Source organism: Kitasatospora sp. NPDC048545 (genome assembly GCF_040651155.1).
Classification (GTDB): Bacteria; Actinomycetota; Actinomycetes; order Streptomycetales; family Streptomycetaceae; genus Kitasatospora.
Map to the genome: position 1 here is coordinate 204299 of NZ_JBEZIQ010000004.1, position 24773 is coordinate 229071.

Sequence of the window (24773 nt, forward strand, 5' to 3'; positions counted from 1 at the left end):
CAGCGGGCGGGCTGGGCGGACGGCAGGCGTTGTCGTTCTGACGTGCGAGGATGCCGCGCATGATCACCGTGGACGTGGCTTGGTTGGACGGGACCGACTCGGGGTTGTTCGTGCTGTGCCCGGAAGCAGCCGTCGAGAGGTGGGAGGGGTGCCAGGAGGCGCTGGTGGAGGCCGCCGGGGGCTACGCGGCCGCCTACCCGGTGCCCGGGTACGGCGACGTGCTGGTGCTGGGCGGGGAACCGCTGCCGGTGGGGTGGCTGCCCGAGGAGCGGGTGTTCGTCCGGCCGCTGAGCGTGGAGTGTTCGGACGCTGTCCGGCCGCTGGTGCGCGAGGCGCTGCGGTCGGGTGTCTGGGAGGACGGGCCGGTGCTCGATCTGGCCGCTGGGCGGCACCTGCTCGTCGACGTGTTCCAGGACGGCGAGGAGGCCTTGGAGGGCGGCGAGTACCTGACGGTCGAGGTGCCGCCCGGGCGCTACCTGGTCCAGTCGTTGAGGGCCGAGGCCGGGCGGTGGCCGGAGTTCCACCTGGAGCGCCTGCTGCCTCGGTGAGCGGCGCCGCCCGGGGCCGCGTGCGAAGATGGCAGGGCTGGTGGGAACGATCTCCGGACGCCTCTGGGACGGTTCTCTGGCCATGGTCGACGACAACTCGCAGCGCGCGGGGGAACCGCAGCAGGACGTCCTGCTGATGGTGCCGATCGCCACGGCGCTGATCGCGGCCGACGGGCGGATCCTGCACTGGAGCAGTGACGCCGAGGCACTGCTCGGTCACCGCGCGCAGGACGCGGTCGGGGCGAAGGCGGCCAAGCTGCTGACCACCGACGAGGGACGGCCCGAGGTCCTGCGGCTGTTCCAGCAGATCCTGGAGGGCCGTGCCTGGACCGGCGTGTTCCCGGTCCGCCACCGCGACGGGCACCTGGTGAACCTGGAGTTCCGCACCCACCCGATCCGTGGCCCCGGCGGTGAACCGCTGGTGCTGGCGGTCGCCTCCGAGGTGACCACGCTGCGCCGGATCCAGGCGGACCTGGCCGTCCTGGACGGGTTCTTCACCCAGTCCCCGGTCGGCATGGCCGTGTACGACACCGAGCTGCGCTTCATCCGGTTGAACGAGGCGCTGGCCCGGATCAACGGCCTCCCCACCGAGCAGCATCTGGGCCACCGGATCACCGAGTTGCTGCCCGGGATCAACGGCTCCGAGTCCGAGGCGGTGATGCGCCGGGTGCTGGAGAGCGGAGAGCCGGTGGTGGACACCCGCTCGCACGGCCGCACTCCGGGCGACCCGCAGCACGACCACGCCTGGTCCGCCTCCTACTTCCGGCTGGAGGACCGCAGCGGCCGGGTGCTCGGGGTGAGTTCGACCGTCGTCGACGTCACCGGCCGGTTCCGGGCCGACGCCCGGGCGGCCCGCGCCCAGGAGCGGCTCGCGCTGCTGGTCGACGCGACCGCCTCCATCGGCACCACGCTCGACCTGCGGCAGACCGCGCGCGAGCTGGCCGACGCGATGGTGCCCAGGGTCGCCGACATCAGCGGGGTGTTCGCGCTGGAGGCGCTGGTGGCCGGCCGCACCGTCGAGCCGCCCACGGCGGGCGCCCCACAGCTGGTGCGCCGGCTGGCACTGGCCACCGCCGACCCGCTCTACCCGGCCGACGCGCTGCCGGTGGACACCGTGTACGAGCTGCCCGCGGACTCCCCGTACGCCCGCGCCCTGAGCAGCGGGCGGACGGTGGTGATCCCGTCCTGGGAGCTGCCGATGCTCAGCAGCGGCATCAACGAGAGCCGCCGGCAGGCCTTCCTCGGCGACCGTCCGCGCTCGGTGCGGATCACCCCGCTGGTGGCGCGCGGCACCACGCTCGGCATGGTGGTGTACTCGCGGCGCGGTGAGCGCGAGTCCTTCGCGGAGGCGGACATCACGCTCGGCGACGAACTGTCCTCGCGGGCCGCCGTCGCGATCGACAACGCCCGGCTGTACCTGCGCCAGCACCAGACGGTCCTGGCCCGTCAGCAGGCGCTGCGCGAGGCGAAGGCCGCGCAGGAACGCCTGGCCCTGGTCAACGTGGCCTCCACCCGGATCGGCACCACACTCGATCTCGCCCAGACCGCGCAGGAGTTGGCCGAGGTTGCGACGCCCCGGCTGGCCGACACGGTGGTGGTGGAGGTGCTGGAGGAACTGGTCCGCGGGGAGCGCGAGGCCCGTGCGCCCGCGGACGGTTCGGCGCTGCTGCGGCGGATGGCCTTCCACTCGGTGCACGGCTCGACCCTGCAGCCGATCGCCCGCACCGGCAACGTGCACCGGTTCCGGCCCACTTCGCCGTACGCGTGGAGCCTGGCGCACCGCAAGCCGGTGCTGGTGCCGCGGATGGACGAGCAGGGCATGGCCTGGTTCGCCGACGACCCGGTGCGCACCGCCGCGGTCCGGGAGCAGAACGTGCGCTCGTTCATGGTGGTCCCGCTGATCGCACGCGGCACCCCGGTCGGCGTCGCGGGCTTCTACCGGACCCTGGTGGAGCGCCCGTACGAGGACGACGACGTGGCGCTGGCCGGGGAGTTGGCGGTGCGGGCCGCCGTCTCCATCGACAACGCGCTGCTGTTCACCCGCGAGCGCGACGCGGCAGCCGCCCGGCAGCGGGCGCTGGACGAGGCCTGGGCCGCCCAGCAGAGGCTGTCGCTGCTGAACGAGGCCAGCAACCGGATCGGCACCACGCTCGATCTGCACCGCACGGCCCAGGAGTTGGTGGAGGTGGTGATCCCGCGCTTCGCCGACTTCGTCACCGTGGACCTGCGCGACGCGGTGCTCAGCGGCGAGGAGCCCGGGTCCGTCCCGGCCGAGGGCCGGGTCCTGATGCGGGCCGTGGCGGTCGGCGAGTCGGCCCAGGACGGCACCATGACGGAGGCCGCCGACCAGGTCGGCGAGACCTCGCACTCCGCCCAGCTGTACGCGCAGAGCCTGCGCACCCGCCGCTCGATCCTGGTGTCCGAGGTGACCGAGGCGGAGCTGCGCCGGATCGTCGCCTCCCCCGACCGGGTGCAGCCGGGGCTGGAAGCCGGGGTGCACTCGTACCTGATGGTGCCGCTGATGGCGCGCGGACACGTGCTGGGCGGCGCGGAGTTCGTCCGCACCCACAATCCGCTGCCGTTCGGCTCCGCGGACCGCTCGCTGGCCGAGGAACTGGCCGCCCGCACCGCGCTCGCGATCGACAACGGCCGCCTCTACCGCCGGGAGCGGGACACCGCGCTCATGCTGCAGCGCAGCCTGCTGCCGCAGGAGGTACACCGCACCCTCGGCCTGGACATCGCCTACCGCTACCTGCCCAGCAGCGTGGTCAGCGAGGTCGGCGGCGACTGGTTCGACGTGGTACCGCTCTCCTCGGGGCGGGTCGCCCTGATCGTCGGTGACGTCATGGGCCACGGCATCCGGGCCGCCGCGACCATGGGCCAACTCCGCACGGCAGCGAGGACATTGATCACTCTCGACCTGGATCCGGCCCGGGTCCTGCACCGGCTGGACGAAGCCACCACCGCCGTCGGCGAGGGCCAGTTCGCCACCTGCGTCTGTGTGGTCTACGACCCGGTGGACCGCCACTGCACCGCGGCCAGCGCCGGACACCTGCCGCCCGTGGTCGCCGACACCGAAGGGCGGGCGCACCTGATCGAGCTGCCGACCGGCACCCCGCTCGGGGTCGGTGGAGTCCCCTTCGAGAACGCCGAGTTCACCCTCCCCGAGGAGGGCATCCTGACGCTCTACACCGACGGACTGGTCGAGCGCCGGGGCCGAGACATCGACGAGGGACTGCGACTGCTCTGCCGCACGGTCGCCGACCGGCACCACTCGCTGGAGCAGACCTGCGACGCCGTCCTGGCCCGGCTCACCGGCCGCACCAGCGAGGACGACATCGCCGTCATCATGGCGCAGGTCCGCCCGCACGGCGCCGACCGGATCGCCACCCTCCCGCTCACCGGCGACCACGCGATGGTCGCGCACTCGCGCCGCTTCACCCGCGAGACCCTGGCGGCCTGGGGCCTCGGCGCGCTGGTCGACTGGGCCGAACTGCTCACCAGCGAGCTGATCACCAACGCCCTGGTGCACGCCGGATCCCCCACCCAGCTGCGGCTGTTCTGCAACCGGGTGCTCACCGTCGAGGTCGCCGACCGGGAGACCGAGACGCCCCGGATCCGGCGCGCCCGCACCGAGGACGAGGGCGGCCGGGGCATCCACCTGGTCAACGAGCTCGCGCACCGCTGGGGCAGTCGCCGGACCGACGGCGGCAAGGTGGTCTGGTTCGAGCTGGAACTACCCCCGGGAGCCCCACCCACTGCATGAACAACGGACGGTTGTCGGGCCGCCGCGCCGGTTGTTGGCCCGGCGGACCGCCCCGGCGGTTACCTGGTGCCACGGCGGGACAGCCCCGACCGGACGGACCAGAGGAGCCACCGTGAACCACCCCGACGCCCGCACCGTCGTCACCGACTACGTCAACCTCCTCGCGGCCGGCGAACGCGAGGCCGCGATCGCCCTGTTCGCCGAGGACGCCACCTGGACCTACCCCGGCCACCTCCCCATCTCCCGCACCTGGCAGGGCAAGCAGGAGATCTTCGGCGACTTCCTCGGCCGGATCGGCGACTACTTCGCCCCCGACGGCCTGCCCGTCATCACCCTCACCCACGTCCTCGCCGACGGCCCGCAGGCGGTCGCCGAGTGGACCACCGTCGGCAGGGCCGCCAACGGCGAACCGTACGAGAACCACTGCCTGGGCGTCTTCACCGTCGAGAACGGCCGCGTCACCGCCGTCCGCGAGTACCTGGACACCGACCACGTCGCCCGTACCCTGCTCGCCTGACCGGCGGGACAGCGGGCCGACGGACTCTCGGACCGACGGGCTCTCGGGCAGGCGGACGGACCGGTGGGGAGACGCGGCGCGGGCCGACGCCGCACTCAGTCCGGCAGCAGGAGGTTGACGTCGCCGAACTCGTGCCACAGGTAGCGGTGTCGCACCGCGGCGCGGTAGCAGGCCGTGAGGAGGGGGCGGCCGGCGACGGCGGCGAGCATCAGGAGGTGGGAGGCGCGGGGCTCGTGCCAGCCGGTGAGCAGGCCGTCGACGGCGCGGACGCCGCGTTCGGGGGTGATGACCAGCTCCGTCCAGCCGTCGGCCTCCCGGAGGGTGCCGTCCGGATCGGCGGCCGACTCCAGGGCGCGGACCACGGTGGTGCCGACGGCGATCACCCGGCCGCCGCCGGCCCGGACGTGGCCGGCCAGGCGGGCGGTGGCGGCGGGGACGTGGAAGCGCTCGGCGTACGGAGCCTCGTGCGCCTCGGGCGAGGCCACCCCGGTGTGCAGGGTGACCGGCGCGACGAGCACGCCCCGGCCCGCCAGCCGGGCCACCACCTCGGCGCTGAACGGGCGGGCCGCGCTGGGCATTTCACTGCTGCCGGGGACGGTCGCGAACACCGTCTGGTAGGCGTCGATCGGCCAGTCACGGTCCACGTAGCCGTACCGGATCGCCCGGCCGTGCTCCGCCAAGTAGGGCGACAGGTCTGTGGGCAGGGTGAGTTCGGCGTACCAGAGGCGGGCGGTGAAGGCCCGGGTCAGCACCGCCGCACCGTCGGCGGGCAGGGCGACCCGCAGCCCCGCGCGGGCCGGGGACTCCGCCGGCGGGTAGTACGCCGCCGCCTCCCCGGGGACGACGCGGCGCAGCTCGACCAGGTGGGAGCCGTACCGGTCCGGCTGGGCGGAGGAGAGGTGCAGCGCGACGGGCGTGCCGTCGGGCAGTCGGCCGGGCAGCGCGGCGGGGAGGGTGGCCGAGTTGTTGACCACCAGGAGGTCCCCCGGGCGCAGCACCTCGGGCAGGTCGGTGAAGCGGCGGTGCTCGACGCCGCCGGTGGCGCGTCGGCCGACCAGCATCCGGACGTCGTCCCGGGCCGCGCCGCGGGCCTCCGCCGGTGCGCGGGCGGAGAGTTCGGGCGGAACGGTGAGGTCGAGGCCGAGGTCGGCGGGTGCGGTCATCGGTCACCCGCGTCCGTGGCCTGGGCCACCGGGGCCGCCGGGGCGACCTGCGCGGCCAGGTCCTCGGCCAGGTAGCGGCCGGACAGGGTGCGGTCGCGGACCAGGCCGAGCAGGACCGGCACCACCTCCTCGGGGAGCGGCTCGCCGGAGATGTCCTCGCCCGGGCCGGCCTCCTGGAGCATCCGGGTGCGCATGCTGCCCGGGTCGACGGCCCAGACCCGCAACTCCGGTTCCTCCTGGGCGAGGACGGCGGTCGCGAGGTCGAGCGCGGCCTTGCTGGCGCCGTAGCCGCCCCAGCCGGCGTAGGGCACCACGGCGGCGTCGGAGCTGATGTTGAGGACGGCGCCGGCGTGCCCGCGCAACTGGGGCAGGACGAGCTGGGTGAGGGCGATCGGGGCGAGCGCGTTGACCTCGAAGGTCTCCAGCAGGTCCGGCAGCGGGTGGTCGGCCAGGCGGGGCAGCGGCTGGGAGCCGGGGGCGGGCGCGCCGTTGAGCGTGCCCGCGTTGTTGACCAGCAGGCTCGCCCCGCCGAGCCGCTCGGCGGCTTCGGCCAGGTGCGCGCGGTGGTCGTCGTCGACGACGCTGCCGGGCAGGGCGACGACCTTGGTGACAGCGGCCAGGTCCGCCTCGGCGGCGGCGAGGGCGGCGGCGCCCCGGGCGGTGATCACCAGCTGCCAGCCGTCGGCGGCGAGGGCGCGCGCGAGGGCCAGGCCGAGGCCCCGGGAGGCGCCGGTGACCAGGGCGACGGGGGCGGTGTGCGGTGCGGCGGTGCGCTGTGCTGCGTTCATGCCGCAACGATCCCGCCGCCGGGCGGGCGGCGGATCGGCCCCCGGGACCGGGACCGGTCGGACGTTCGCCCTAGATCGACGGAACGTCCTAGGACCTCCTCGTCCACCGGTCGGATCCTGGCCTACGGGCCGGATACCGGCGACGACGGCCCGGGCGGCGAACGGGTTCGGACGGTGACCATGATCTTGCCGACGGCCCGCCCGTCCAGGAGCCGACGGACGGCCTGCAACCCCGTCGGTGACCCGGTCCGGCCGACCGGCCGACCGGCGTACCGACCTACCGGCCCAGGGCCCACGGGCCCACCGACCTGACCGCCCACGGGCCTACGGCCGGGGCCGGGACCCGCCGCCGGAGCCCTCGGACCAGCCCTGCGGATCGGTCCACGCGGCCAGCGTACGACGGCTCTCGAAGCGGCGTTCGCGGCCGGTCAGCGGATCGGTGAACTCGACCACCGAGGCGAGCAGTTGCAGCGGGCGGCGGAAGTCGTCCGGGGCCGGCTCGGTGAGGACCACCGGGTACACCGGGTCGCCGAGGATCGGCAGTCCGAGGCCGCTCATGTGCAGCCGCAGCTGGTGGGTGCGGCCGCTCAGCGGGAGCAGCCGGTAGCGGGCGAGGCCGTCACGCGGCTCCAGCAGCTCGATCCGGCTCTCGCTGTTCGGCGGCGCGTCCAGCTCCTGCGCCGCGATCACCCCGCGCTCCTTGACGATGTGGCTGCGCACGGTGCGCGGCAGGCTCAGCTCCGGGTCGTACGGGGCGATCGCCTGGTACTCCTTGCGCACCAGGCGGTCGCGGAACAGCGTCTGGTAGGCGCCGCGCTCCTCCGGGCGCACGATGAACATGGCCAGGCCGGCGGTCAGCCGGTCGAGGCGGTGCGCGGGGCTGAGCGCGGGCAGGCCGAGGGTGTGCCGCAGCCGGGAGAGCGCGGTCTCGGTGACGTGCCTGCCGCGCGGGGTGGTGGCCAGGAAGTGCGGCTTGTCGACGATCACCAGGTGCTCGTCGCGGTGCAGCACGACCAGGTCGAACGGGACCGGGACCTCCACCGGGAGGTCGCGGTGGAACCACAGGTGCGCACCGGGGCGGAACGGTTCGTCCGGGGCGACCGGGCCGTGCTCGCCGACGATCTCGCCGTCGCGCAGCGCCGCGTCGATCCGCTCGGCCGGGACGGCGGGCAGTCGCTCGACCAGGTGCTCCCGCACGGTCGGCCAGGGGCCTTCGAGCGGCAGCCGGAGGTGCACCGGTTCCACGCCGAGGCGCTGCGGGAGGGGGGAGGCCGGTCGGCGGCTCTTGCGTCTCATCTCCCGGCCCAGCGTAGTGCGCGCCCCGGCCGGGCCCGCGCCCGAGGTGCGGCCCCCGCCGGGGCCGTCCCCGTGGCCGGCCGGTGCCGACGCCCGGGACCGGCTCGGGGTGCCGGCCCGGGCCCCGTCGAGGTGCCGCCCCGGAGCGGGGCGGGGAGAGTGGACCGGTGGCCCGCTCCGCCGGGGGCCTGCGGCCATCCGCCGGGCACCACCTGTCGGAGGCCCGTCGGCTCATCCGACGCACCACTGGAGGACGCGTGACCGCCGACGGCCCGGACGGGGTGCCACCGCTGCACCTGCCCCGACGGACCCGGATGCTGCTGTACGGCTCGCTCCTGCTGCTGGTCGCCGCCGTGGTGGCCGCACTGGCCATCGGCCCGGGGACCACCCTGGCCCCGCTGCTCGCGGTGGCCCCGGTGCTCGCCGGGGCGACCACCCGGCGGGCCCGGGTGCCGCTGCTGGTCGGCGCGGCGGCGCTGCTCGTGGTCGGGCTGCTGGAGTCGGCCAACGCGCAGCTGCCGCTCTCCGTCCGGATCAGCGTGCCGGTCACCGTACTGGCCTCGACGCTGGCCAGCGCGGCCAGCGTGGTGCTGGTGGCGGCCCGCGAGCGGGAGCTGTTCCAGGTCCGCACGGTGGCCGAGGCCGCGCAGCGGGCCCTGCTGCGGCCGCCGCCGGAGCGGATCGGGCCGCTGCGGGTCGCGGTGCGCTACGTCGCGGCGGCGGCCGAGGCCCGGATCGGCGGGGACCTGTACGCCGTGGTCGAGACCCGCTTCGGGGTACGGATCCTGCTGGGCGACGTCCAGGGACACGGACTCCCCGCGGTGGAGACCGCCGCGGACGTCCTCGGAGTGTTCCGGGAAGCGGCCCGCACCGAACCCGACCCGGGCCGGCTCGCCGAGCGACTGGACGCGGCACTCACCGCCCGCCCGGACGCGGACCGCTTCGCCACCGCGCTGCTGCTCGACGTGCCCCCGGACCGGGGCCCGGTCCGGGTCGTCAACTGCGGCCACCCACCCCCACTGCTCCGCCGGGCCGGCCGCGTCAGCGAGCTGGAACCACCGTTCCCGGCACCCCCGCTGGGCCTGCTCGGACTGACCGACGACGAGTACCCCACCCGACACTTCGACCCCGAACCCGGCGACCTGCTGCTCCTGCACACCGACGGCGTGTCGGAGGCGCGGGACGCCGGGGGGCGGTTCTACCCGCTGGCGCAGCGGCTGCCCCACCTGCACGGCGGCAGCCCGGCGGACGTGCTGGACGCGGTGCTGGCGGACGTCGGCGGCTGGGTCGGTAACGCCGGGCTGGCCGACGACGCGGCGGTGCTGGCGGTGCGCTGGGAGCCGTGACGGGCAGGCCCGGCGGGGGCTCGGCGAGGGCTCGGCGGGAGCCGTCCCGGGGCCGGGCGCCCTCGACCGCCCGGTCGGATTGTCAGTGGCCTGTGCAAGGCTCGGTGCACGGTCGGCGGGGAGCCGGTCGCCGGAGCACGGTCGACGATCGACGACGGGACGGGTGTCATGGGGTTCAGGGCTGAGGGATCGTTCGAGGTGACGGCGTTCGAGCCGGTGGACACGGAGGAGCGCGAGAGCGCGGCCTTCGGGCGGATCCGGATCGCCAAGACCTTCACGGGCGGGCTGAGCGGCACAAGCGAAGTGCGGATGATCTCCGTCGGCGGTCCGTCCGGCGCCCCGGCGTCGTACGTCGCGGTGGAGCACGTCACGGGTGCACTGGACGGGCGCACGGGCTCGTTCGTGCTCCAGCACGCGGCCTGGGACACCACCGGCACGACGATACGCGTGGTGCCGGGCACGGGGGCGGGCGAGCTGGTCGGGATCACCGGCGAGTTCCACCTGACCGTCGACGCGTCCGATGCCCACACCTTCGTCCTGGAGTACGAGCTGGGCTGACGCCCCTGCGGCGCACCTCCTCCGGCCCACGGGCCGCTCCCGACACCTGACGGCCCGCGCCCGTGCCCGACGGCTCACGCCCCGCGGGCTCCGTCACCTCGACGGCCGTGTGCCGCGTGGGCCGGGCGCTAGGCGGCGCTGTCACGATGATGCGATCAGTGCACGATCGACATCGGAGGGTGGCGCATGCCCGGCACGGCGGTGGATCGTACGACGACGGTGGTCACGGCGTCGGCAACGGAGGCGTCAACGGTCGAGGAGGTGCTCGGCCGGCTGCGGGAGATCGGGGCGGGGCTGCCCCCGGCCGACGGGGTGGCGGTCTTCAACCGGCTCTACTGCGACGTCACGGAGGCGGTCCGCGACCAGCTCGACGGCGGCTGCTTCGCCGACCCGTCGGCGATGGCCGAGCTGGACGTGGTGTTCGCCGGGCGGTACCTGCGGGCCGTGGCCGCCGACGCGGCCGGGCAGGAGCCGCCCGCCTGCTGGCGGCCGCTGTTCGCGCTGCGCGCCCGCCCGGGGGTGCACCCGCTGCAGTTCGCGTTGGCCGGGATGAACGCCCACATCCAGCACGACCTGCCGCTGGCCGTCGTGGACACCTGCCGCCGCCGGGGCTGCGAACCGGCCGGGATCGAGGAGGACTACCACCGGATCAACGGAGTGCTGGCCGAGGTGGAGACGGCCGTCCGGGAGCGGCTGATGCCCGGACCCGACCTGCTGGAGCGCGCCGAACCGCTCACCCACATGCTCGGCACCTGGTCCGTCGGGGCCGCCCGTGAGACGGCCTGGTCCGCCGTCCGGGCGCTCTGGGAGCTGCGGCACCTGCCGGGCGCGGCCCGGGCCTTCGCCGCTGCGCTGGACGGTTCGGTGGGACTGCTGGGGCGCGCCCTGCTGATCCCGCTCGGACCAGACGACGGACCGGGGCACGGCCGGGGCGACCGTCGGGACGACGGACCGGGCGCCGGTCCCCGGACGGCACCGGTCGGCCGGCTCCCCGAAGCGAGGAACCGGCCGACCGGTGAATCCGCCGGAGCGGGCGATCAGGCCCAGCTGGAGTGCAGCGGCTTGCCCTCGGCATAGCCGGCCGCGCTCTGGACGCCCACGATCGCCTTCTCGCGGAACTCCTCCAGGCTGCTGGCGCCCGCGTAGGTGCAGGAGCTGCGCACGCCGGCGATGATCGAGTCGATCAGGTCCTCGACGCCCGGACGGGCCGGGTCGATGAACATCCGGGAGTGCGAGATGCCCTCCTCGAACAGCGCCTTGCGGGCCCGGTCGTACGAGGAGTCCTGGACAGTGCGGTTGCTCACCGCGCGCGCCGAGGCCATGCCGAAGCTCTCCTTGTACTGGCGGCCGTCGGCGGCGGTCTGTAGGTCGCCCGGGGACTCGTAGGTCCCGGCGAACCACGAGCCGATCATCACGTTGGAGGCGCCGGCGGCCAGCGCCATCGCCACGTCGCGCGGGTGCCGCACGCCGCCGTCGGCCCACACGTGCTTGCCGAGCCGGCGCGCCTCGGCGGCGCACTCCAGGACGGCGGAGAACTGGGGGCGGCCGACGCCGGTCATCATCCGGGTGGTGCACATGGCGCCGGGGCCGACCCCGACCTTGAGGATGTCGGCGCCCGCCTCGACGAGGTCGCGGACACCGTCTGCGGCGACCACGTTGCCGGCCACGATCGGGATCTGCGGGTCCAGGCCGCGGACCGCGCGCAGCGCGCTGATCATGGACTCCTGGTGGCCGTGCGCGGTGTCCACCACGAGCACGTCGGCGCCGGCCTCGATCAGGGCCTTGGCCTTGCCCGCGACGTCGCCGTTGATGCCGACGGTGGCGGCGATCCGCAGCTTGCCGGCCGCATCCACGGCGGGGGTGTACAGGGTTGCGCGCAGCGCGCCCTTGCGGGTGAGGATGCCGATCAGGCGGCCCTCGGCGTCGACCACCGGGGCGAGCTTGCGGTGCGCCTCGGTGAGCTTCTCGAAGGCGGCGCGCGGCTCGACGCCCTGGTCCAGCAACAGCAGGTCGCGGGACATGATGTCGGCGAGGCTGGTGAAGCGGTCCACGCCCTGGCAGTCGGAGTCGGTGACCACGCCGACCGGCTTGCCGTCCTCGACGACCACGAGGGCGCCGTGCGCGCGCTTGGGGAGCAGCGAGAGCGCCTCGGCGACGGTGGCGCCCGGGGCGAGGGTGATCGGGGTGTCGTACACCAGGTGCCGCTGCTTGACCCAGGAGACGACCTCGGCGATGACCTCGGTGGGGATGTCCTGCGGGATGGCGACCAGGCCGCCGCGGCGGGCGACGGTCTCGGCCATCCGGCGGCCGGCGATGGCGGTCATGTTGGCCACGACCAGCGGGATGGTGGTGCCGGTGCCGTCGTTCGACGAGAGGTCCACGCCCTGCCGGGAGCCCACGGCGGAACGGCTGGGGACCATGAAGACGTCGTCGTACGTGAGGTCGTACGAGGGCTTGAGGTCGTTCAGGAAGCGCATGAAGGGGGCTCTCTGGCTGGGAGAAATTACACCTCGGGTGCGGTTGCGGCGATGCCGTCGGGGCGCACTCGGGCGCCCTGCACCCAGCATTCGATTCTCCGGGAGGGCGGGGGCAAAAGCCAGTTCGAGGAGCATTGCTGGGGCTGTACACAAACCGTGATCAATGCTCCGCGCGTAGACATGGAGGATCCTCCAAAGCCCCCCTCCGACGTCGGCTTTTCGCCCCGGCCCGGACCGCTCCCGTAGCATTCACGCGGTAATGGGCGAGGCGAACGGGAAAGCGGCAGCAAGCGTGGGCAACGGGCAGACGGACATCGAGCAGGGCCAGGACGAGGGGACCGAGGAGGCGATCGACTACGGGCCCGGCCTCGACCCCGAGCGCCTGAGGCTCTGCCTGGAGGTGATCGCCGAGCTCGACGAGCTGCACGTCGACCACCCGGACGCGATCACCGTCCGCCAGGCCGTGGGCGGCATATTCCGCACCCTCAAGCAGCGCCGCCGTCAGGAGACCCGGGCCCGCAAGACCGCCAACGACCGCGCGGTCACCGCCCGCACCGCCACCGGCGCGCCCACCCGCATCGACGACGAGACGGCCGGGGCCTTCGGCCTGACCACCGTCACCACCACCGAGATCGCCGGGATCCTGGAGCGGCCGCGCTCCTGCTACACCTGCAAGCAGCGGTACGTCGAGGTCGACGCCTTCTACCACAACCTGTGCCAGAACTGCGCGGTGCTCAACCGGTCCCGCCGGGACGCCCGCGCCGACCTCACCGGCAAGCGCGCGCTGCTCACCGGCGGCCGCGCCAAGATCGGGATGTACATCGCGCTGATGCTGCTGCGCGACGGCGCCCACACGACCATCACCACCCGCTTCCCCAACGACGCGATCCGCCGCTTCACGGCGATGCCGGACAGCGCCGACTGGATCCACCGCCTCAAGGTCATCGGCATCGACCTGCGCGACCCGGCCCAGGTGATGGCGCTCGCCGACGAGGTCGCCGCCGACGGCCCGCTGGACATCCTGATCAACAACGCCGCGCAGACCGTGCGCCGCCCGCCGGAGTCCTACCGCGAGCTGGTCAACGCCGAGTCCGCCCCGCTGCCGGCCGGCGAGCTGCCGCAGTCCACCACCATCGGCCGCTTCGGCAGCGGCAGCGTCGACCTGCCCGCGCTCCCCCACCAGGCGGGTGGCGACGAACAGCGGCTGGCCGCCGAGGACGTCACCTCGCTCGCCCTGGTCACCGGCTCCGCCACGCCCGCCCGGATCGCGGCCGGCACCGCGATCGACGCCGGCGGCCTGGTGCCCGACCTCGCGCCCACCAACAGCTGGGTGCAGACCGTCAACGAGGTCGGCCCGGTCGAGCTGCTGGAGGTGCAGCTCTGCAACTCCACCGCGCCGTTCATCCTGATCAGCCGGCTGCGCCCGGCGATGGCCGCCTCGGCGTCCCGCCGCAAGTACGTGGTCAACGTCTCCGCGATGGAGGGCGTGTTCCAGCGCGGCTACAAGGGCGCCGGCCACCCGCACACCAACATGGCCAAGGCCGCGCTCAACATGCTCACCCGCACCAGCGCGCAGGAGATGTTCGAGGCCGACGGCATCCTGATGACCGCCGTCGACACCGGCTGGATCACCGACGAGCGGCCGCACCCGGACAAGATGCGCCTCGCCGACGAGGGCTTCCACGCCCCGCTCGACCTGGTCGACGGCGCGGCCCGCGTCTACGACCCGATCGTGCGCGGCGAGCAGGGCGAGGACCTGTACGGCTGCTTCCTCAAGGACTACGAGCGCGGCAACTGGTAAGCGCTTCCCGCAACCACCCGAAGGAGACGGCGAGTTGACCACCGCACCGCAGGCCGGGACCACCGCACCGCTGCTCGGCGCCGGGATCATCGTGCCCACCGGGGACGGCCGGGTGCTGGTCGGCCGGCGCACCACCGCCGGCGAGCCGCCCACCTGGAGCCTGCCGGGCGGCAAGGTCGACCCCGGCGAGTCCTTCGAGCAGACCGCGGCCCGCGAACTCGCGGAGGAGACCGGCATCGTGCTGCCGGCCGAGGGGATGCGGGTGCTCGCCGTGCACCTCGACCACGAGCTCGGCCGGCCGCGGCTGACCGCTGCCGTCCTCGCGCCGCCGAGCCTGGCGGAGGCGGTGGTCACCGAGCCGCACGCCTGCGCCGGCTGGGAGCGCTTCGCGGTGGACGAGCTGCCGGAGCCGATGTTCTACCCGTCCGCACTGGTCCTCGGCAGCTGGCTGCCCGGTCCGTACGGCGTACGGCGGGACGGGACGCACGGCTACCCCGTCGCCCACTGAGGACGCACGGACGGCCCGGCGCCCACTGGGGGCGCCGGGCCGGTGCTCGACTGACCGACGGTGCTCAGCCGTTGCGGGCCGCCTCCGGCCCGGTGATCCGCCGCAGCAGCGGCAGCGTCGAGGCGATGATCCCGAGCGAGGCGGCCAGCCCGAAGGCCGTCAGCCCGTAGTACGTGAGGCCCGGGGACACCAGGTCGTAGTGCATCTGGGATTCGAGGAACATCGCCGCCGCGGCGAAGCCCGTCCCGATCGCGAGCGCCGACACCACCAGCAGCGGCAGCGCGCTCTCCAGCCCGACCACCCACCGCAGCAGGCGCAGCGGCGCCCCGGTCAGCCGCAGCATCGCGAACGGGCGGCGGCGGTCGGAGAGTCCTGCCACCACGCTCACCGCGAGGCTGCAGCCCGCGATCGGCAAGGTGGTCAGCAGGACGACGTCGGCGAGCTGACGCCAGCCCTGGAGCTTCTTCTGCCCCTCGGAGCTCCAGTCCTCGGCCATCCTGGCCAGGTACGACGGGAACTCCTCGGCGAAGAGGGTCCGCAGCTGTTCCTTGGCCGCCGGGGAGTCGTCGGTCGTCGCGTAGATGATGAACACCGGGAGGCGGGCGACCTCGTCGGCGGAGACCGGCGCCGACGGCCACTCCTTGTCGGGGTGCGCCTGGAGGTCGAGGACGCCGTTCCGGTCGACGGCCGCGACGGCGGCCCCGGGGGCGCAGTGGCCGACGACGGGGATCTGCGCCAGCTCCGAGCAGCGCACGAGGGCGGGCACGATCCGTTCCCTGCCGTCCTGGGACGCGCCGATCCCGGCCGGGTTGTCGTGCAGCAGCGCCATCCCCTCGAAGCCGGGAACGGCCCGGGCCCGGGCCACCACCCCGTCGGGCACCGCGGGGAGCAGCACCGGCTTCTCCGGGCCGAGCAGCGGGGTGTCCACGACCGCCTTGCGGACCTCCGGAGCGCCGTTGAGCGCGCTCCGGTTCGCGTCGATGGTGCTCATGATGCTCAGCGTCGCGGTGGTCACGAACAGGGCCAGCACCAGACCGGCGACCGAGCGGAACCCTGCCCGCGGGTCGTCCCCCAGCCGGCGCATCGCGATCAGCGCGGCCGGGCGGTGGGTACGCCGGGCCACCGCCTGGGCGGCCGCCGCGGTGAGCCACGGACCGGCGATCACCAGGCCGAACATCACCAGGACGAAGCCGGTCAGGTAGGCCGCCGACTGGGCGTTGGTGGTCGCCGGGTGGTTGACGGCGAAGTAGCCGAGTTCGCCGAGGCCGGCCACCAGCGGCACCAGCCGCCACGGGCTCGGCGGCTTCGGGGTGACCCGACGGGACACCCCGAGCGGCGAGATCACGACCCGGCGCAGCGCGAACCGGGCGGCGAGCGCGGCCGCCAGCGGCACGGCCAGTGCCACGCCGACCGCCTGCGACGGACTCAGGCTCACATCCCCGGCGAAGAACCTGTCACCGGTGAACGGCACCTCGGCCACCACCGGCCGCAACGCGGCGTACGCGCCGAAGCCGAGCACCGTACCGACCACCGCCGCCACCGTGGACTCCACCGCCGAGATCACCGACACCTGGCCCGGCGTGGCCCCCACCAGCCGCATCGCCGCGTAGCGCTGCTCCCGGGTGGCGGCGGACAGCCGGGTGGCCGTGCCGATGAAGACCAGCACCGGGAAGATCAGCGCCCCGGCCACCACGGTGAGCACCAGCACCAGGGCGTCGTCGTGCACGCCCGCGCCGTAGCAGTCGTTGTCGCACACGGCGGGCAGCTCGGTGGCGACGGTCGTCACGGTGGTGGCCCGCGGCAGGGCCCCGACCTCGTCCACCGTGCGGCCCACGACCACCGCCAGGGTGTCCGGTGAGGGCAGCGCGTCGTCGCCGAGCGTACCGGCCAGTCGGCCGGGGAAGCGGTCGCCGAGTTCGACGGCCGGCGTCGTGCCCAGCAGCTTCGCCAGGGCGGGCGAGGCGTAGTACTCGCCGGGGGACGGCAACGCGCTCAGGCCGGGCGGGACGGGCGAGGTGGGCCCGGTGGCGGCGACCTCGGCGCGGAAGACGGCCCTCCCCCGGTAGTAGTCCATCCGGGCGCTCCACCGGAGCGGGTCCACCGGGGCGGCGACGGTCCCGCCCTTGACTCCGGTGTTCATCCAGAACTGCCGCTGGTTGGCGCGGTCGATCGCGTCGACACTGGCCAAGGTCGACAGCAGCAGCCCGACGCCGATCGCCACGGCCGCCACGATCGTCAGCAGTCGGGCCACCGCCTCCCGGCCGCCGCTGACGGCCAGCCGGAGCGAGAAGGCGATCACGGGGCCACCGGTCCGGCGGTGAGGCTACGGGCCCGCCCGTCGCGGACGATCGCCTCGCGGTCGGCATAGGCGGCGACCCGGGGCTCGTGGGTGACCAGGACGACGGTGGTGCCCTGCTCCTTGGCCGAGGTGACCATCAGCTCCATCACCTGTTCGCCGGTCAGCGAGTCCAACGCGCCGGTCGGCTCGTCGGCGAAGAGCACCCGGGGGCGGGCCACCAGGCCACGCGCCAGCGCGACGCGCTGGGCCTGACCACCCGACAGCTCGCCGGAGCGGCGGCCTTCCATTCCGTCCAGGCCGAGGCGGGCGAACCAGGGGCGGGCCTCGGCCAGGGCGGAGGACCGCCGCACGCCGTTCAGCAGCAGCGGCAGGGCGACGTTCTCCTCGGCCGTCAACTCCGGTACCAGCTGGCCGAACTGGAACACGAAGCCGAAGGTGTCCCGGCGCAGGGCGCTGCGCCGGGCCTCGGACAGGGTGTCCAGCCGCTGCCCGTCGAACAGCACCTCGCCCGAGTCGGGCACCAGGATGCCGGCCAGGCAGTGGAGTAACGTCGACTTGCCCGAGCCACTGGGGCCCATGACGGCGAGTACCTCCCCCGCCTGGACGGACAGGCTCGCACCACGCAGCGCGGGCGTCTCGCCGAACGAGAGGGCGACGTCCCGGGCCTCGATCACGGCGGTCATGCCCGCACCTCCGCGGCGAGCGCGTCGAGGCGGGCGGTGGTGAGGTCGATCCAGCGCAGGTCGGCCTCCAGGTGGAACAGACCGTGGTCGGCGAGCAGGGCGTCCACCAGGGCGCCGGTGCGACGCAGTTCGGTGAGTTCGCGCATCCGGCGCAGGTGGGCGGCGCGCTGGGCGTCCAGGTACTGCTCGGCATCGCGGCCCAGCATCAGGGCCAGCACCACCTTGGTGAACAGCACGGACTGCAGGTTGGGTTCGGGTGCGACGGGCTCCCGGAGCCAGTCCTCGAACTCGGTCGCCCCCGTGTCGGTGATGACGTACCGCTTGCGTTCGGGCCCGTCGCCGGGCTCCGCCTCACCGGCCACCACCTTGCCGTCGCGGGCCAACCGGCCGAGGGTCGCGTAGACCTGGCCGTACGGGAGGGGCTTGCCGCGGCCGAAGAGGGCGTCGTAGTCGCGCTTGAGGTCGTAGCCGTGGCTCGGCTCCCGCTCCAGCAGCCCCAGCAGGGTCAAAGGAACACTCATGGGAGGAACATACACCCGACGTATACTCCGAGTGTATACATGGCGAGAAGAACGCTCCGACCTGGAAGGACGCCGACGTCGGGGCGCGGGAAAGCAGGGGGCGGCCCCACGACCACCCCCTGCTCCGCCGTTCGGCCCGGCACCCCCACGGTCGAACCGGGCCACGGCCGCGCCCAGGCACGGGGGGCGCCGCCGGTACCCAGCCTGCCTTGCCCGGCCCGGCGCTGCCGAGGGCCGAACGTCCCGGCGGCGGGGCCGAGCGGCACTGGCGGGACGCCCCACGGGCGTGGCGGTGCTACGAACGCGCACGACTCTTGTGCGCGGAGGGGCCAGGGGTGGAAATTGGTGGCGAACCGCCTTTCGCCCCAGCGCCCCTGAGGAGCCGTCAACGTGTCCAGCGCACCCCGCCCCGCACGGCCCGCGTCGCTCCCGCGGCGAACCGGCCGCCAGCTGCGGCGGGCCCTCGGCGCCCGGCACGAACCGCTGGTCCGTCCGCTCGACCGCTCCCGGGCCCGGGCCTGGCTGCTCGCCGCGTTCGGCGCGGCGCTCACCGTCGCCCTCTCGGTGGGCGGCGCACTGCTGCTCTACCGGGGTGCGGCGCCCCAGGCCGCCGCCGAACGCACACGGCTGCACCGGGTCGACGCCGTGGTGCGCGGCGTCCCCGACCGCGGCGCCGCCACCGGCGGGCGCTTCGCCGGGGGCCACCGGAACCGGACCGACGTCGACGTCGCGTGGACCGCCCCCGACGGCACCCAGCGCTCCGGCACCGTCCAGGCCCCGGACTCGACCACCGCCGGTGGCCGCGTACCGATCTGGATCGACCGGGCCGGCAACGCCTCCGCTCCCCCGGTCGACCGCGCCGCCCTCGCCGTCTCCGCCGCCTGCACCGGCATCGGCGTCCTCCTCACCCTGCTCGCCCTCGTCGTGCTCGTGCTGCGACTGCGCCTGCACGCCCTCGACCGCCGCGCCGAGAGCGCCTGGGCCGACGCCTGGGCCCGCCTCGAACCCCGCTGGAGCGGCCGCGCCGGTCAGCGCACCGAGGACTGACCACGGGCCGCGGGGCCGGGCGGCTCCGCGGGAGCCAGGCTGTTCAGCAGGGCCGGGCTGTTCAGCAGGGCCGGACGCCTCGGCGAGGGCCGGGACGTCAGCGGGGCCGGGTCCAGGCCGGGGCGGGGGTGGGCCGGGCGGCCCGGTGGACGAGGGCGGCCACGGCGAGGAGGAGGGCGAGGGCCAGGCCGAGGGCGGTCGGGACGTTCGCGTGGAGGACGAGGAGGGCGCCGAGCAGGGCACCCGCGAACATCCAGCCAGCGGAGGCGAGTCGGCGCAGGCCGGTGCGGTCGGCGGCGAGGGCGGTGATGGTCATGGTGAGCACGGTGGTGGTGAGGTCGGGGACCTTGAGTGCGCGGACCACCGCGTTCTGGCCGCCCATGGCGAAGCCGAGCAGTCCGATCAGGGTGTAGCGGACCGGGTCGGCGGTGTGGCCGACGACCGCCGCCAGGACGGTGCTCACCGCGACGAGCCCGGACTGGACGCCGACGGCGGTGGCCAGCAGGCGGCCCCGGTGGCCGGGCAGGCGGCGGGCGAGGTGGCCGCCCGTCAGGGCGCCGAGGAGGAAGGCCGCGAGCGCCGCGAGGGAGGCGGTGGCGGAGAGGTTGGGCGCGCCGGCCAGGGCGAAGCCGAGGAAGACCACGTTCCCGGTCATGTTGGCGACGAAGACGTGGCCCAGTTCGAGGTAGCTGACGGCGTCCACCACTCCGGTGACCACGGTCAGGACCAGCAGCATCGGCACCAGCGGCCCGTGCTCGGGGTCGGGGTCGGGGGTCAGCATCGGGCCTCCCAGGCGGTTCGTGTGACGGTCCTTCCGTTCTACTCCCTCAGGCGAGCGCCGGGCCGCCCGGGTCGTCCGGTTCCTCGTCCAGGTGCCAGTGCAGGGTCATGCACCCCCGGCTCCAACGACAGCCGGCTGACGACCTGTTCGAGTGCCGGGGCGACCTGTCCGGTGACGGCGACGGTGGCCCGCAGGCTGGTGGCGTCGCCCTGGTCGGTACGGCGGGCCCGCAGGCCGGTCGGGGCGAGGCCGGAGGCAGCGAGGGCCTGGAGCAGGAGGGCCCGGACATGGGTCTCGGACGTGCGGTCGCACTCCGGGTGGACGGTGGCGCGAACGGTGGAGTCCGGGTCGCTGCCGGACTGCGGGGCGCGGTCGAGCAGTCGGCCGGCGGGGCGCAGCACCACGTGGACGGCGAGCACGGCGAGCGTGCCGAGGACGGCGAACTCCAGTTGGCCGGAGGCGGCCAGCACCCCGACGGCGGCCGAACACCACAGCGTGGCGGCGGTGTTGAGGCCGCGGACGCCGGCGCCGTCGCGGATGATGACGCCACCGCCGAGGAAGCCGATGCCGGAGACGACATAGGAGGCGACCCGGGTGGGGCTGCCGGTGTCGCCGACGGCCTCGCTGTAGAGGACGAACAGGGTGGCGCCGGCGGCGACCAGGGCATTGGTGCGCAGGCCGGCCATCCGGGCCCGCCACTGGCGTTCGATGCCGATCAGCGCGCCGCAGGCGACACCGGTGGCGAGCCGGATCAGGAAGTCGGCGGTGGTCAGGGTGTGCACGACGGCACCTCCTTCACGGGATCGGGGTACCGGCGGGTCGGTCGCCCCGGGGCGGTCCGGACGATCTTGATGATGGCCATCGCCGCCACCGTGGCCGGGGAGGCGCGCAGGACGCCTCCGCCGGCCCTGCCGGGCTTCCGACCCTCGCTCGACAGCTTTGTAGAAGTTTGACCGGACCCGACCCGGCCTTGGATACTCACCTCCGGCATATATAGTTCACCGACATATGCAGTTGAGCAGCTCACGAGGGGGAAGTGTGTCCCACACCGATCCGACCCGGCCCGCGCCCGTCCTGCGCCTGGCCTCCGTCACCCGGGTGCACGGGCGGGGCGCCGCCGAGGTACACGCCCTACGCGGCATCGACCTGGCCGTCCACCCCGGCGAGTTCGTCGCCGTCATGGGGCCGTCCGGCTCCGGGAAGTCCACCCTGCTGACCCTGGCCGGCGGACTGGACCAGCCCAGCGGCGGCGAGGTGCTGGTGGAGGGCGTCCCGCTCGGCGGCCTCCGCCGCGGCAGGCTCGCCGATCTGCGGCGACGCTCCATCGGGTACGTCTTCCAGGACTACAACCTGATCCCGGCGCTCACCGCCGCCGAGAACATCGCCCTGCCCCGCGAACTCGACGGCGTCCCGGGCCGCCGGGCCCGCCGGGAGGCACTGGCCGCCCTGGAGGAACTGGGCATCGGCGAGCTCGCCGACCGCTTCCCCGACGACATGTCCGGCGGCCAGCAGCAGCGCGTCGCGATCGCCCGCGCCCTGATCGGCGAACGCCGGCTGGTGCTCGCCGACGAACCCACCGGCGCCCTCGACTCCGCCACCGGTGAGGCCGTGCTCGGCGTGCTGCGCGCCCGCTGCGACGCCGGCGCCGCCGCGATGATGGTCACCCACGAGGCCGCGCACGCCGGCTGGGCGGACCGGATCGTCCACCTGCGGGACGGCGCGATCGCCTCGGAGAGCCCCGGCTACCGCTCCGCGACCTGCCCGGCCGCCGTCCACCGGCCCGGCGGCACCGAGGAGATGACGTGGTGAGGCTCGGAGCCTGGCGGGTCGCCCTGCGCATCGCCCGCCGCGACGCCCTGCGCGCCAAGGGCCGCAGTGCCCTGATCGTCGCCATGATCGCCCTGCCCGTCCTCGGCGTCACCGGCGCCGACGTGGTCCACCGCAGCGGGCAGCTCAGCCCCGCCGAGCGGGTCGAGCGGGTGGTCGGCGGGGCGGACGCCCTGGTCACCGCCCTCGACCCGGGCCGCACCGTCGAACAGGCCCCGGTCGCCGAGGACGGCGCCTTCGCCGTCCAGCCCCGCCCGGGGGAACAGCCCACCGCCGAGCAGCTGAAGGGCGCCGGCACCGATCCGGTCACCCTGGTCGGCGCGCTGCTTCCCCCCGGCAGCGCGCTCACCCCGGCCCGGCCGGGGCCGGAGACCGGCGCGACCTCGCCCGAGGGTCTCGTCCGCACCCTCACCACCGAGGCGAACCTCGCCGACCCGATCTGGCGCGGCCGGATCGACCTGGTCGAGGGCCGCGCCCCGAGCGCCCCGCACGAAGTGGCCGTCACCCGGGCCTTCCTGGACCACTCCGGGCTCAAGCCCGGCGGCACCACCACCGTCCAGGGGCTGGAGCGGACCACCTACACCATCACCGGCGTCGTGGAACACCCGGACGAGCTCGGCCGGGTCGAACTCGTCGCCCGGCCCGGAGAGTTGCTGGACCAGCTGATCGCCGCCCAGAGCGCCGACCGGCCGAACGCCGGGAAGGGGCCGGCCGAACGCGGCGCCTGGCTGGTGCGGCTGCCGTCCGGGACGGCGCTCGACTGGGCCGAGGTCCAGCGGTTCAACGCCCACGGCTACACGCTCACCGCGCGCTCGGTGGCGCTCGCCCCGCCGCCGGCACGGGCCGTCCCCTACTACCGCGACGCGTTCCGCCTCGGCGACCAGGCCACCGGCAAGAACACCGAGGTCGTCGTCGCCACCGTCACCGGCATGGCACTGCTGGAGGTCGCGCTGCTCGCCGGGCCCGCGTTCGCGGTCGGCGCCCGCCGCTCGCGCCGCCAGCTCGCCCTGCTCGGCGCGGCCGGCGGCAGCCGCACCCACGTCGGCGCGGTCGTCCTCGGCGGCGGCCTCGTCCTCGGCGCGGTCGGGGCGGTGGCCGGCGTGGCGCTCGGCACCGGACTCGTCGCCGCGCTCCGGCCGCAGATCGAACGGGTCGGCGGCACGCGCTTCGGACACTTCGCCCTGCCCCCGCTGGACCTCCTGGCGATCGCCGGAATCGGCCTGGTCACCGCCCTGCTCGCGGCCGCGCTGCCCGCCGTCCAGGCCGCCCGCCGCAGCGTCACCGCCGGCCTCACCGGCCGGGACACCGTCCGCGGCCCCAGCCGCTGGGTCACCGTCGGCGGCGTGCTGCTGGTCGCCGTCGGCGCCGTCCTCGCGATGTACGGCGCGGGCGCCGTGCAGCGCGACCAGCCGGGCGTCGGCGGCTACGACACCCGGACGCTCACCGTGCTCGGCGGCTCGGTGACCGCCGAACTCGGACTGCTGCTCTGCACCCCGATGCTGGTCGCTCTGGTCGGCCGCGCCGCCGGCCGGCTCCCGCTCGGGCCCCGGCTCGCGCTGCGCGACTCCGCCCGGCACCGCTCGCGCACCGCCCCCGCGGTCGCCGCGGTGATGGCCGCGGTCGCCGGCGCCGTCGCCATCGGCGTCTACACCACCAGCACCGACGCCGAGAACCGGCGCGACTACCGGCCGCAGGCCCCGTACGGCGCCGTCCAGCTCACCAGCCACGTCGACGGGCCCCAGCTCGACCGGCTGCGCGGCGAACTGGAGAAGCAGCTGACCGGTCTCGGCCCGCGCGGGGACCTCGCCGAGGTCCAGTACCGCTTCTGCGACAACTGCTCCAGCGTCGTCCAGCTGAAGGGCCCGGTGAACCTGCGCGGCCTCGGTGCCCCACCGCACCTGGCCGCCGGTGACGCCACCGTGCTGCACAACCTCTTCGCCGTCCACGACCCGGCCGCCGAACAGGCGCTGGCCGCAGGCAAACTGCTGGTCTTCGACAAGTCCCTGGTGGGCGCCGACGGCAAGGCCGTGATGATGCTGCGCGGCGGCAGCGGCACCGTGCAGCCGGGCGAGATCCCCAAGCCCGACCTCCAGGAGGTACCGGTCGACGCCGTCCTGGTCGACAACCCGGCCGCCGCCGGCTTCGCCCAGGGCCTGGTGCTGCCCTCCGTGCTGCCGCGCCTCGGGCTCTCCGCCCAGCCGACCGGCTCGGTCTGGCTGCCCGCCACCCCGCCCGACCGCAAGGCGCAGCAGCGCGCCGAGGCGGCCGCGGTCCGGCTGGACCGGACGGCCGAGCTGACCATCGAGCGCGGCTTCCAGCCGAAGAGCGACGCACTCACGCTGGCGCTCACCGGATTCGCCGCGCTGGTCGTGCTCGGCGCGGCCGGGATCGCCACCGGCCTCGCGGCCGCCGACTCCCGGCAGGACCAGGCGACCCTCGCCGCCGTCGGCGCACCGCCGCGGATCCGCCGCACCATGGCGGGCCTGCAGTGCGCGCTGATCGCGCTGCTGGGGGCGCTGCTCGGGGCGGCCAACGGATTCGTGCCGGCGGTGGGTCTGCTGAAGTCCCGGGCGAGCGGGTTCGGCGCCAAGCCGGCGCTGATCACCGCGCCCTGGGTCGAGCTGCTGGTGGTGGTGCTGGTACTGCCGGTGGTGGCCGGGCTGCTCGCCGCGCTGTTCACCAAGTCCCGCATCCCGCTGGGACGACGGCTGTCCTGACCGCCGCCCCGCGGCCCCGACCGGTCACCGCCGCCCGCGGTGGCCGGTCGGCCCCGGACACCGGCCGGGCCCCGGACCGTCGAGCGCCGGGCCGTCGAGCACCGGGCCGTCGAGCACCGGCCGATCGACT

At 74.8% G+C, this 24773-nt stretch carries 20 protein-coding genes; 11 read left to right on the top strand and 9 right to left on the bottom strand.

Features of this window, described 5'->3' with window-relative positions; translation table 11 throughout:
- Positions 1-59: 59 nt before the first annotated feature.
- The 3 genes from AB0D10_RS06495 to AB0D10_RS06505 all read left to right on the top strand — a co-directional run bounded on the left by AB0D10_RS06495 (position 60) and on the right by AB0D10_RS06505 (position 4831).
- The gene (locus AB0D10_RS06495) at positions 60-548 is read left to right on the top strand and encodes an Imm21 family immunity protein (protein WP_360252256.1); all 489 of its coding nucleotides are present in this window, start codon (positions 60-62) and stop codon (positions 546-548) included.
- Between the two features lie 40 nt (positions 549-588).
- Entirely contained in the window at positions 589-4314 is a 3726-nt protein-coding gene (locus AB0D10_RS06500; protein ID WP_360252259.1) for a SpoIIE family protein phosphatase, read from the top strand.
- A gap of 112 nt (positions 4315-4426) precedes the next feature.
- Positions 4427-4831 (top strand): nuclear transport factor 2 family protein, encoded by a 405-nt coding sequence (locus AB0D10_RS06505; RefSeq protein WP_360252262.1) that lies wholly within the window; start codon positions 4427-4429, stop codon positions 4829-4831.
- Between the two features lie 95 nt (positions 4832-4926).
- Here AB0D10_RS06505 and AB0D10_RS06510 read toward each other — a convergent pair whose 3' ends face one another.
- The 3 genes from AB0D10_RS06510 to AB0D10_RS06520 form a co-directional block, all read right to left on the bottom strand.
- On the bottom strand, positions 4927-5994 hold the full coding sequence (locus AB0D10_RS06510) for an S-adenosylmethionine:tRNA ribosyltransferase-isomerase (protein ID WP_360252265.1): 1068 nt from the start codon (positions 5992-5994) through the stop codon (positions 4927-4929).
- A complete protein-coding gene (locus tag AB0D10_RS06515) occupies positions 5991-6782 on the bottom strand; it encodes an SDR family NAD(P)-dependent oxidoreductase (protein WP_360252268.1) in 792 nt (263 codons plus the stop codon). Before AB0D10_RS06515 ends, AB0D10_RS06510 begins: the two co-directional genes overlap by 4 nt.
- 324 nt (positions 6783-7106) lie before the next feature.
- The gene (locus tag AB0D10_RS06520) at positions 7107-8078 is read right to left on the bottom strand and encodes a pseudouridine synthase (RefSeq protein WP_360252271.1); all 972 of its coding nucleotides are present in this window, start codon (positions 8076-8078) and stop codon (positions 7107-7109) included.
- Between the two features lie 257 nt (positions 8079-8335).
- Here AB0D10_RS06520 and AB0D10_RS06525 point away from each other — a divergent pair, with 257 nt between their 5' ends.
- The 3 genes from AB0D10_RS06525 (at position 8336) to AB0D10_RS06535 (ending at position 11059) form a co-directional block, all read left to right on the top strand.
- Positions 8336-9424, top strand: a complete 1089-nt coding sequence (locus AB0D10_RS06525) for a PP2C family protein-serine/threonine phosphatase (protein WP_360252274.1) — start codon at positions 8336-8338, stop codon at positions 9422-9424.
- A 168-nt stretch (positions 9425-9592) separates the two neighbouring features.
- Positions 9593-9982 carry a DUF3224 domain-containing protein gene (locus AB0D10_RS06530; RefSeq protein ID WP_360252277.1) on the top strand — a complete coding sequence of 130 codons (390 nt, stop codon included), beginning with the start codon at positions 9593-9595 and terminating at the stop codon, positions 9980-9982.
- A 186-nt stretch (positions 9983-10168) separates the two neighbouring features.
- Positions 10169-11059 (top strand): DUF5995 family protein, encoded by an 891-nt coding sequence (locus AB0D10_RS06535; protein ID WP_360252280.1) that lies wholly within the window; start codon positions 10169-10171, stop codon positions 11057-11059.
- Here the strand turns inward: AB0D10_RS06535 and AB0D10_RS06540 are convergent.
- Complete coding sequence (locus AB0D10_RS06540) at positions 11020-12459, bottom strand: GuaB1 family IMP dehydrogenase-related protein (protein WP_360252283.1); 1440 nt, start codon at positions 12457-12459, stop codon at positions 11020-11022. The two genes, AB0D10_RS06535 and AB0D10_RS06540, sit on opposite strands and share 40 nt — an antisense overlap.
- A gap of 259 nt (positions 12460-12718) precedes the next feature.
- Between AB0D10_RS06540 and AB0D10_RS06545 the strand changes: the two genes are divergently transcribed.
- Positions 12719-14260 carry an SDR family NAD(P)-dependent oxidoreductase gene (locus tag AB0D10_RS06545; RefSeq protein ID WP_360252286.1) on the top strand — a complete coding sequence of 514 codons (1542 nt, stop codon included), beginning with the start codon at positions 12719-12721 and terminating at the stop codon, positions 14258-14260.
- A 34-nt stretch (positions 14261-14294) separates the two neighbouring features.
- Positions 14295-14768 carry an NUDIX domain-containing protein gene (locus AB0D10_RS06550; protein WP_360252289.1) on the top strand — a complete coding sequence of 158 codons (474 nt, stop codon included), beginning with the start codon at positions 14295-14297 and terminating at the stop codon, positions 14766-14768.
- A gap of 64 nt (positions 14769-14832) precedes the next feature.
- Here the strand turns inward: AB0D10_RS06550 and AB0D10_RS06555 are convergent, their stop codons facing one another.
- The 3 genes from AB0D10_RS06555 to AB0D10_RS06565 are packed head-to-tail and all read right to left on the bottom strand — an operon-like array spanning position 14833 to position 18271.
- On the bottom strand, positions 14833-17067 hold the full coding sequence (locus AB0D10_RS06555; RefSeq protein WP_360252292.1) for an FtsX-like permease family protein: 2235 nt from the start codon (positions 17065-17067) through the stop codon (positions 14833-14835).
- Positions 17064-17750: an ABC transporter ATP-binding protein gene (locus AB0D10_RS06560; RefSeq protein ID WP_360252295.1), complete on the bottom strand. Its 687-nt coding sequence runs from the start codon at positions 17748-17750 to the stop codon at positions 17064-17066. Before AB0D10_RS06560 ends, AB0D10_RS06555 begins: the two co-directional genes overlap by 4 nt.
- Complete coding sequence (locus tag AB0D10_RS06565; RefSeq protein WP_360252298.1) at positions 17747-18271, bottom strand: PadR family transcriptional regulator; 525 nt, start codon at positions 18269-18271, stop codon at positions 17747-17749. The genes AB0D10_RS06560 and AB0D10_RS06565 overlap by 4 nt, the downstream gene beginning before the upstream one ends.
- A 390-nt stretch (positions 18272-18661) precedes the next feature.
- On the opposite strand from AB0D10_RS06565, the gene AB0D10_RS06570 reads away from it, so the two are divergent.
- Positions 18662-19318: a hypothetical protein gene (locus tag AB0D10_RS06570; RefSeq protein ID WP_360252301.1), complete on the top strand. Its 657-nt coding sequence runs from the start codon at positions 18662-18664 to the stop codon at positions 19316-19318.
- Positions 19319-19415: 97 nt separating this feature from the next.
- Here AB0D10_RS06570 and AB0D10_RS06575 read toward each other — a convergent pair whose 3' ends face one another.
- Entirely contained in the window at positions 19416-20099 is a 684-nt protein-coding gene (locus AB0D10_RS06575; protein WP_360252303.1) for a YoaK family protein, read from the bottom strand.
- 38 nt (positions 20100-20137) lie between these two features.
- The gene (locus AB0D10_RS06580) at positions 20138-20881 is read right to left on the bottom strand and encodes an MgtC/SapB family protein (RefSeq protein ID WP_360252307.1); all 744 of its coding nucleotides are present in this window, start codon (positions 20879-20881) and stop codon (positions 20138-20140) included.
- 256 nt (positions 20882-21137) lie between these two features.
- Here AB0D10_RS06580 and AB0D10_RS06585 point away from each other — a divergent pair, with 256 nt between their 5' ends.
- Together AB0D10_RS06585 and AB0D10_RS06590 are read left to right on the top strand one after the other, a co-directional pair.
- Positions 21138-21908, top strand: a complete 771-nt coding sequence (locus AB0D10_RS06585) for an ABC transporter ATP-binding protein (protein ID WP_360252309.1) — start codon at positions 21138-21140, stop codon at positions 21906-21908.
- Positions 21902-24643 (top strand): FtsX-like permease family protein, encoded by a 2742-nt coding sequence (locus tag AB0D10_RS06590; RefSeq protein WP_360252311.1) that lies wholly within the window; start codon positions 21902-21904, stop codon positions 24641-24643. The genes AB0D10_RS06585 and AB0D10_RS06590 overlap by 7 nt, the downstream gene beginning before the upstream one ends.
- Positions 24644-24773 lie beyond the last annotated feature (130 nt).

Coding starts and splice junctions, on each gene's coding strand:
- AB0D10_RS06495 (WP_360252256.1), top strand. CDS start 60: ATGATCACCGTGGACGTGGCTTGGTTGGACGGGACCGACTCGGGGTTG.
- AB0D10_RS06510 (WP_360252265.1), bottom strand. CDS start 5,994: ATGACCGCACCCGCCGACCTCGGCCTCGACCTCACCGTTCCGCCCGAA.
- AB0D10_RS06515 (WP_360252268.1), bottom strand. CDS start 6,782: ATGAACGCAGCACAGCGCACCGCCGCACCGCACACCGCCCCCGTCGCC.
- AB0D10_RS06520 (WP_360252271.1), bottom strand. CDS start 8,078: ATGAGACGCAAGAGCCGCCGACCGGCCTCCCCCCTCCCGCAGCGCCTC.
- AB0D10_RS06530 (WP_360252277.1), top strand. CDS start 9,593: ATGGGGTTCAGGGCTGAGGGATCGTTCGAGGTGACGGCGTTCGAGCCG.
- AB0D10_RS06535 (WP_360252280.1), top strand. CDS start 10,169: ATGCCCGGCACGGCGGTGGATCGTACGACGACGGTGGTCACGGCGTCG.
- AB0D10_RS06540 (WP_360252283.1), bottom strand. CDS start 12,459: ATGCGCTTCCTGAACGACCTCAAGCCCTCGTACGACCTCACGTACGAC.
- AB0D10_RS06545 (WP_360252286.1), top strand. CDS start 12,719: ATGGGCGAGGCGAACGGGAAAGCGGCAGCAAGCGTGGGCAACGGGCAG.
- AB0D10_RS06560 (WP_360252295.1), bottom strand. CDS start 17,750: ATGACCGCCGTGATCGAGGCCCGGGACGTCGCCCTCTCGTTCGGCGAG.
- AB0D10_RS06565 (WP_360252298.1), bottom strand. CDS start 18,271: ATGAGTGTTCCTTTGACCCTGCTGGGGCTGCTGGAGCGGGAGCCGAGC.
- AB0D10_RS06575 (WP_360252303.1), bottom strand. CDS start 20,099: ATGCTGACCCCCGACCCCGACCCCGAGCACGGGCCGCTGGTGCCGATG.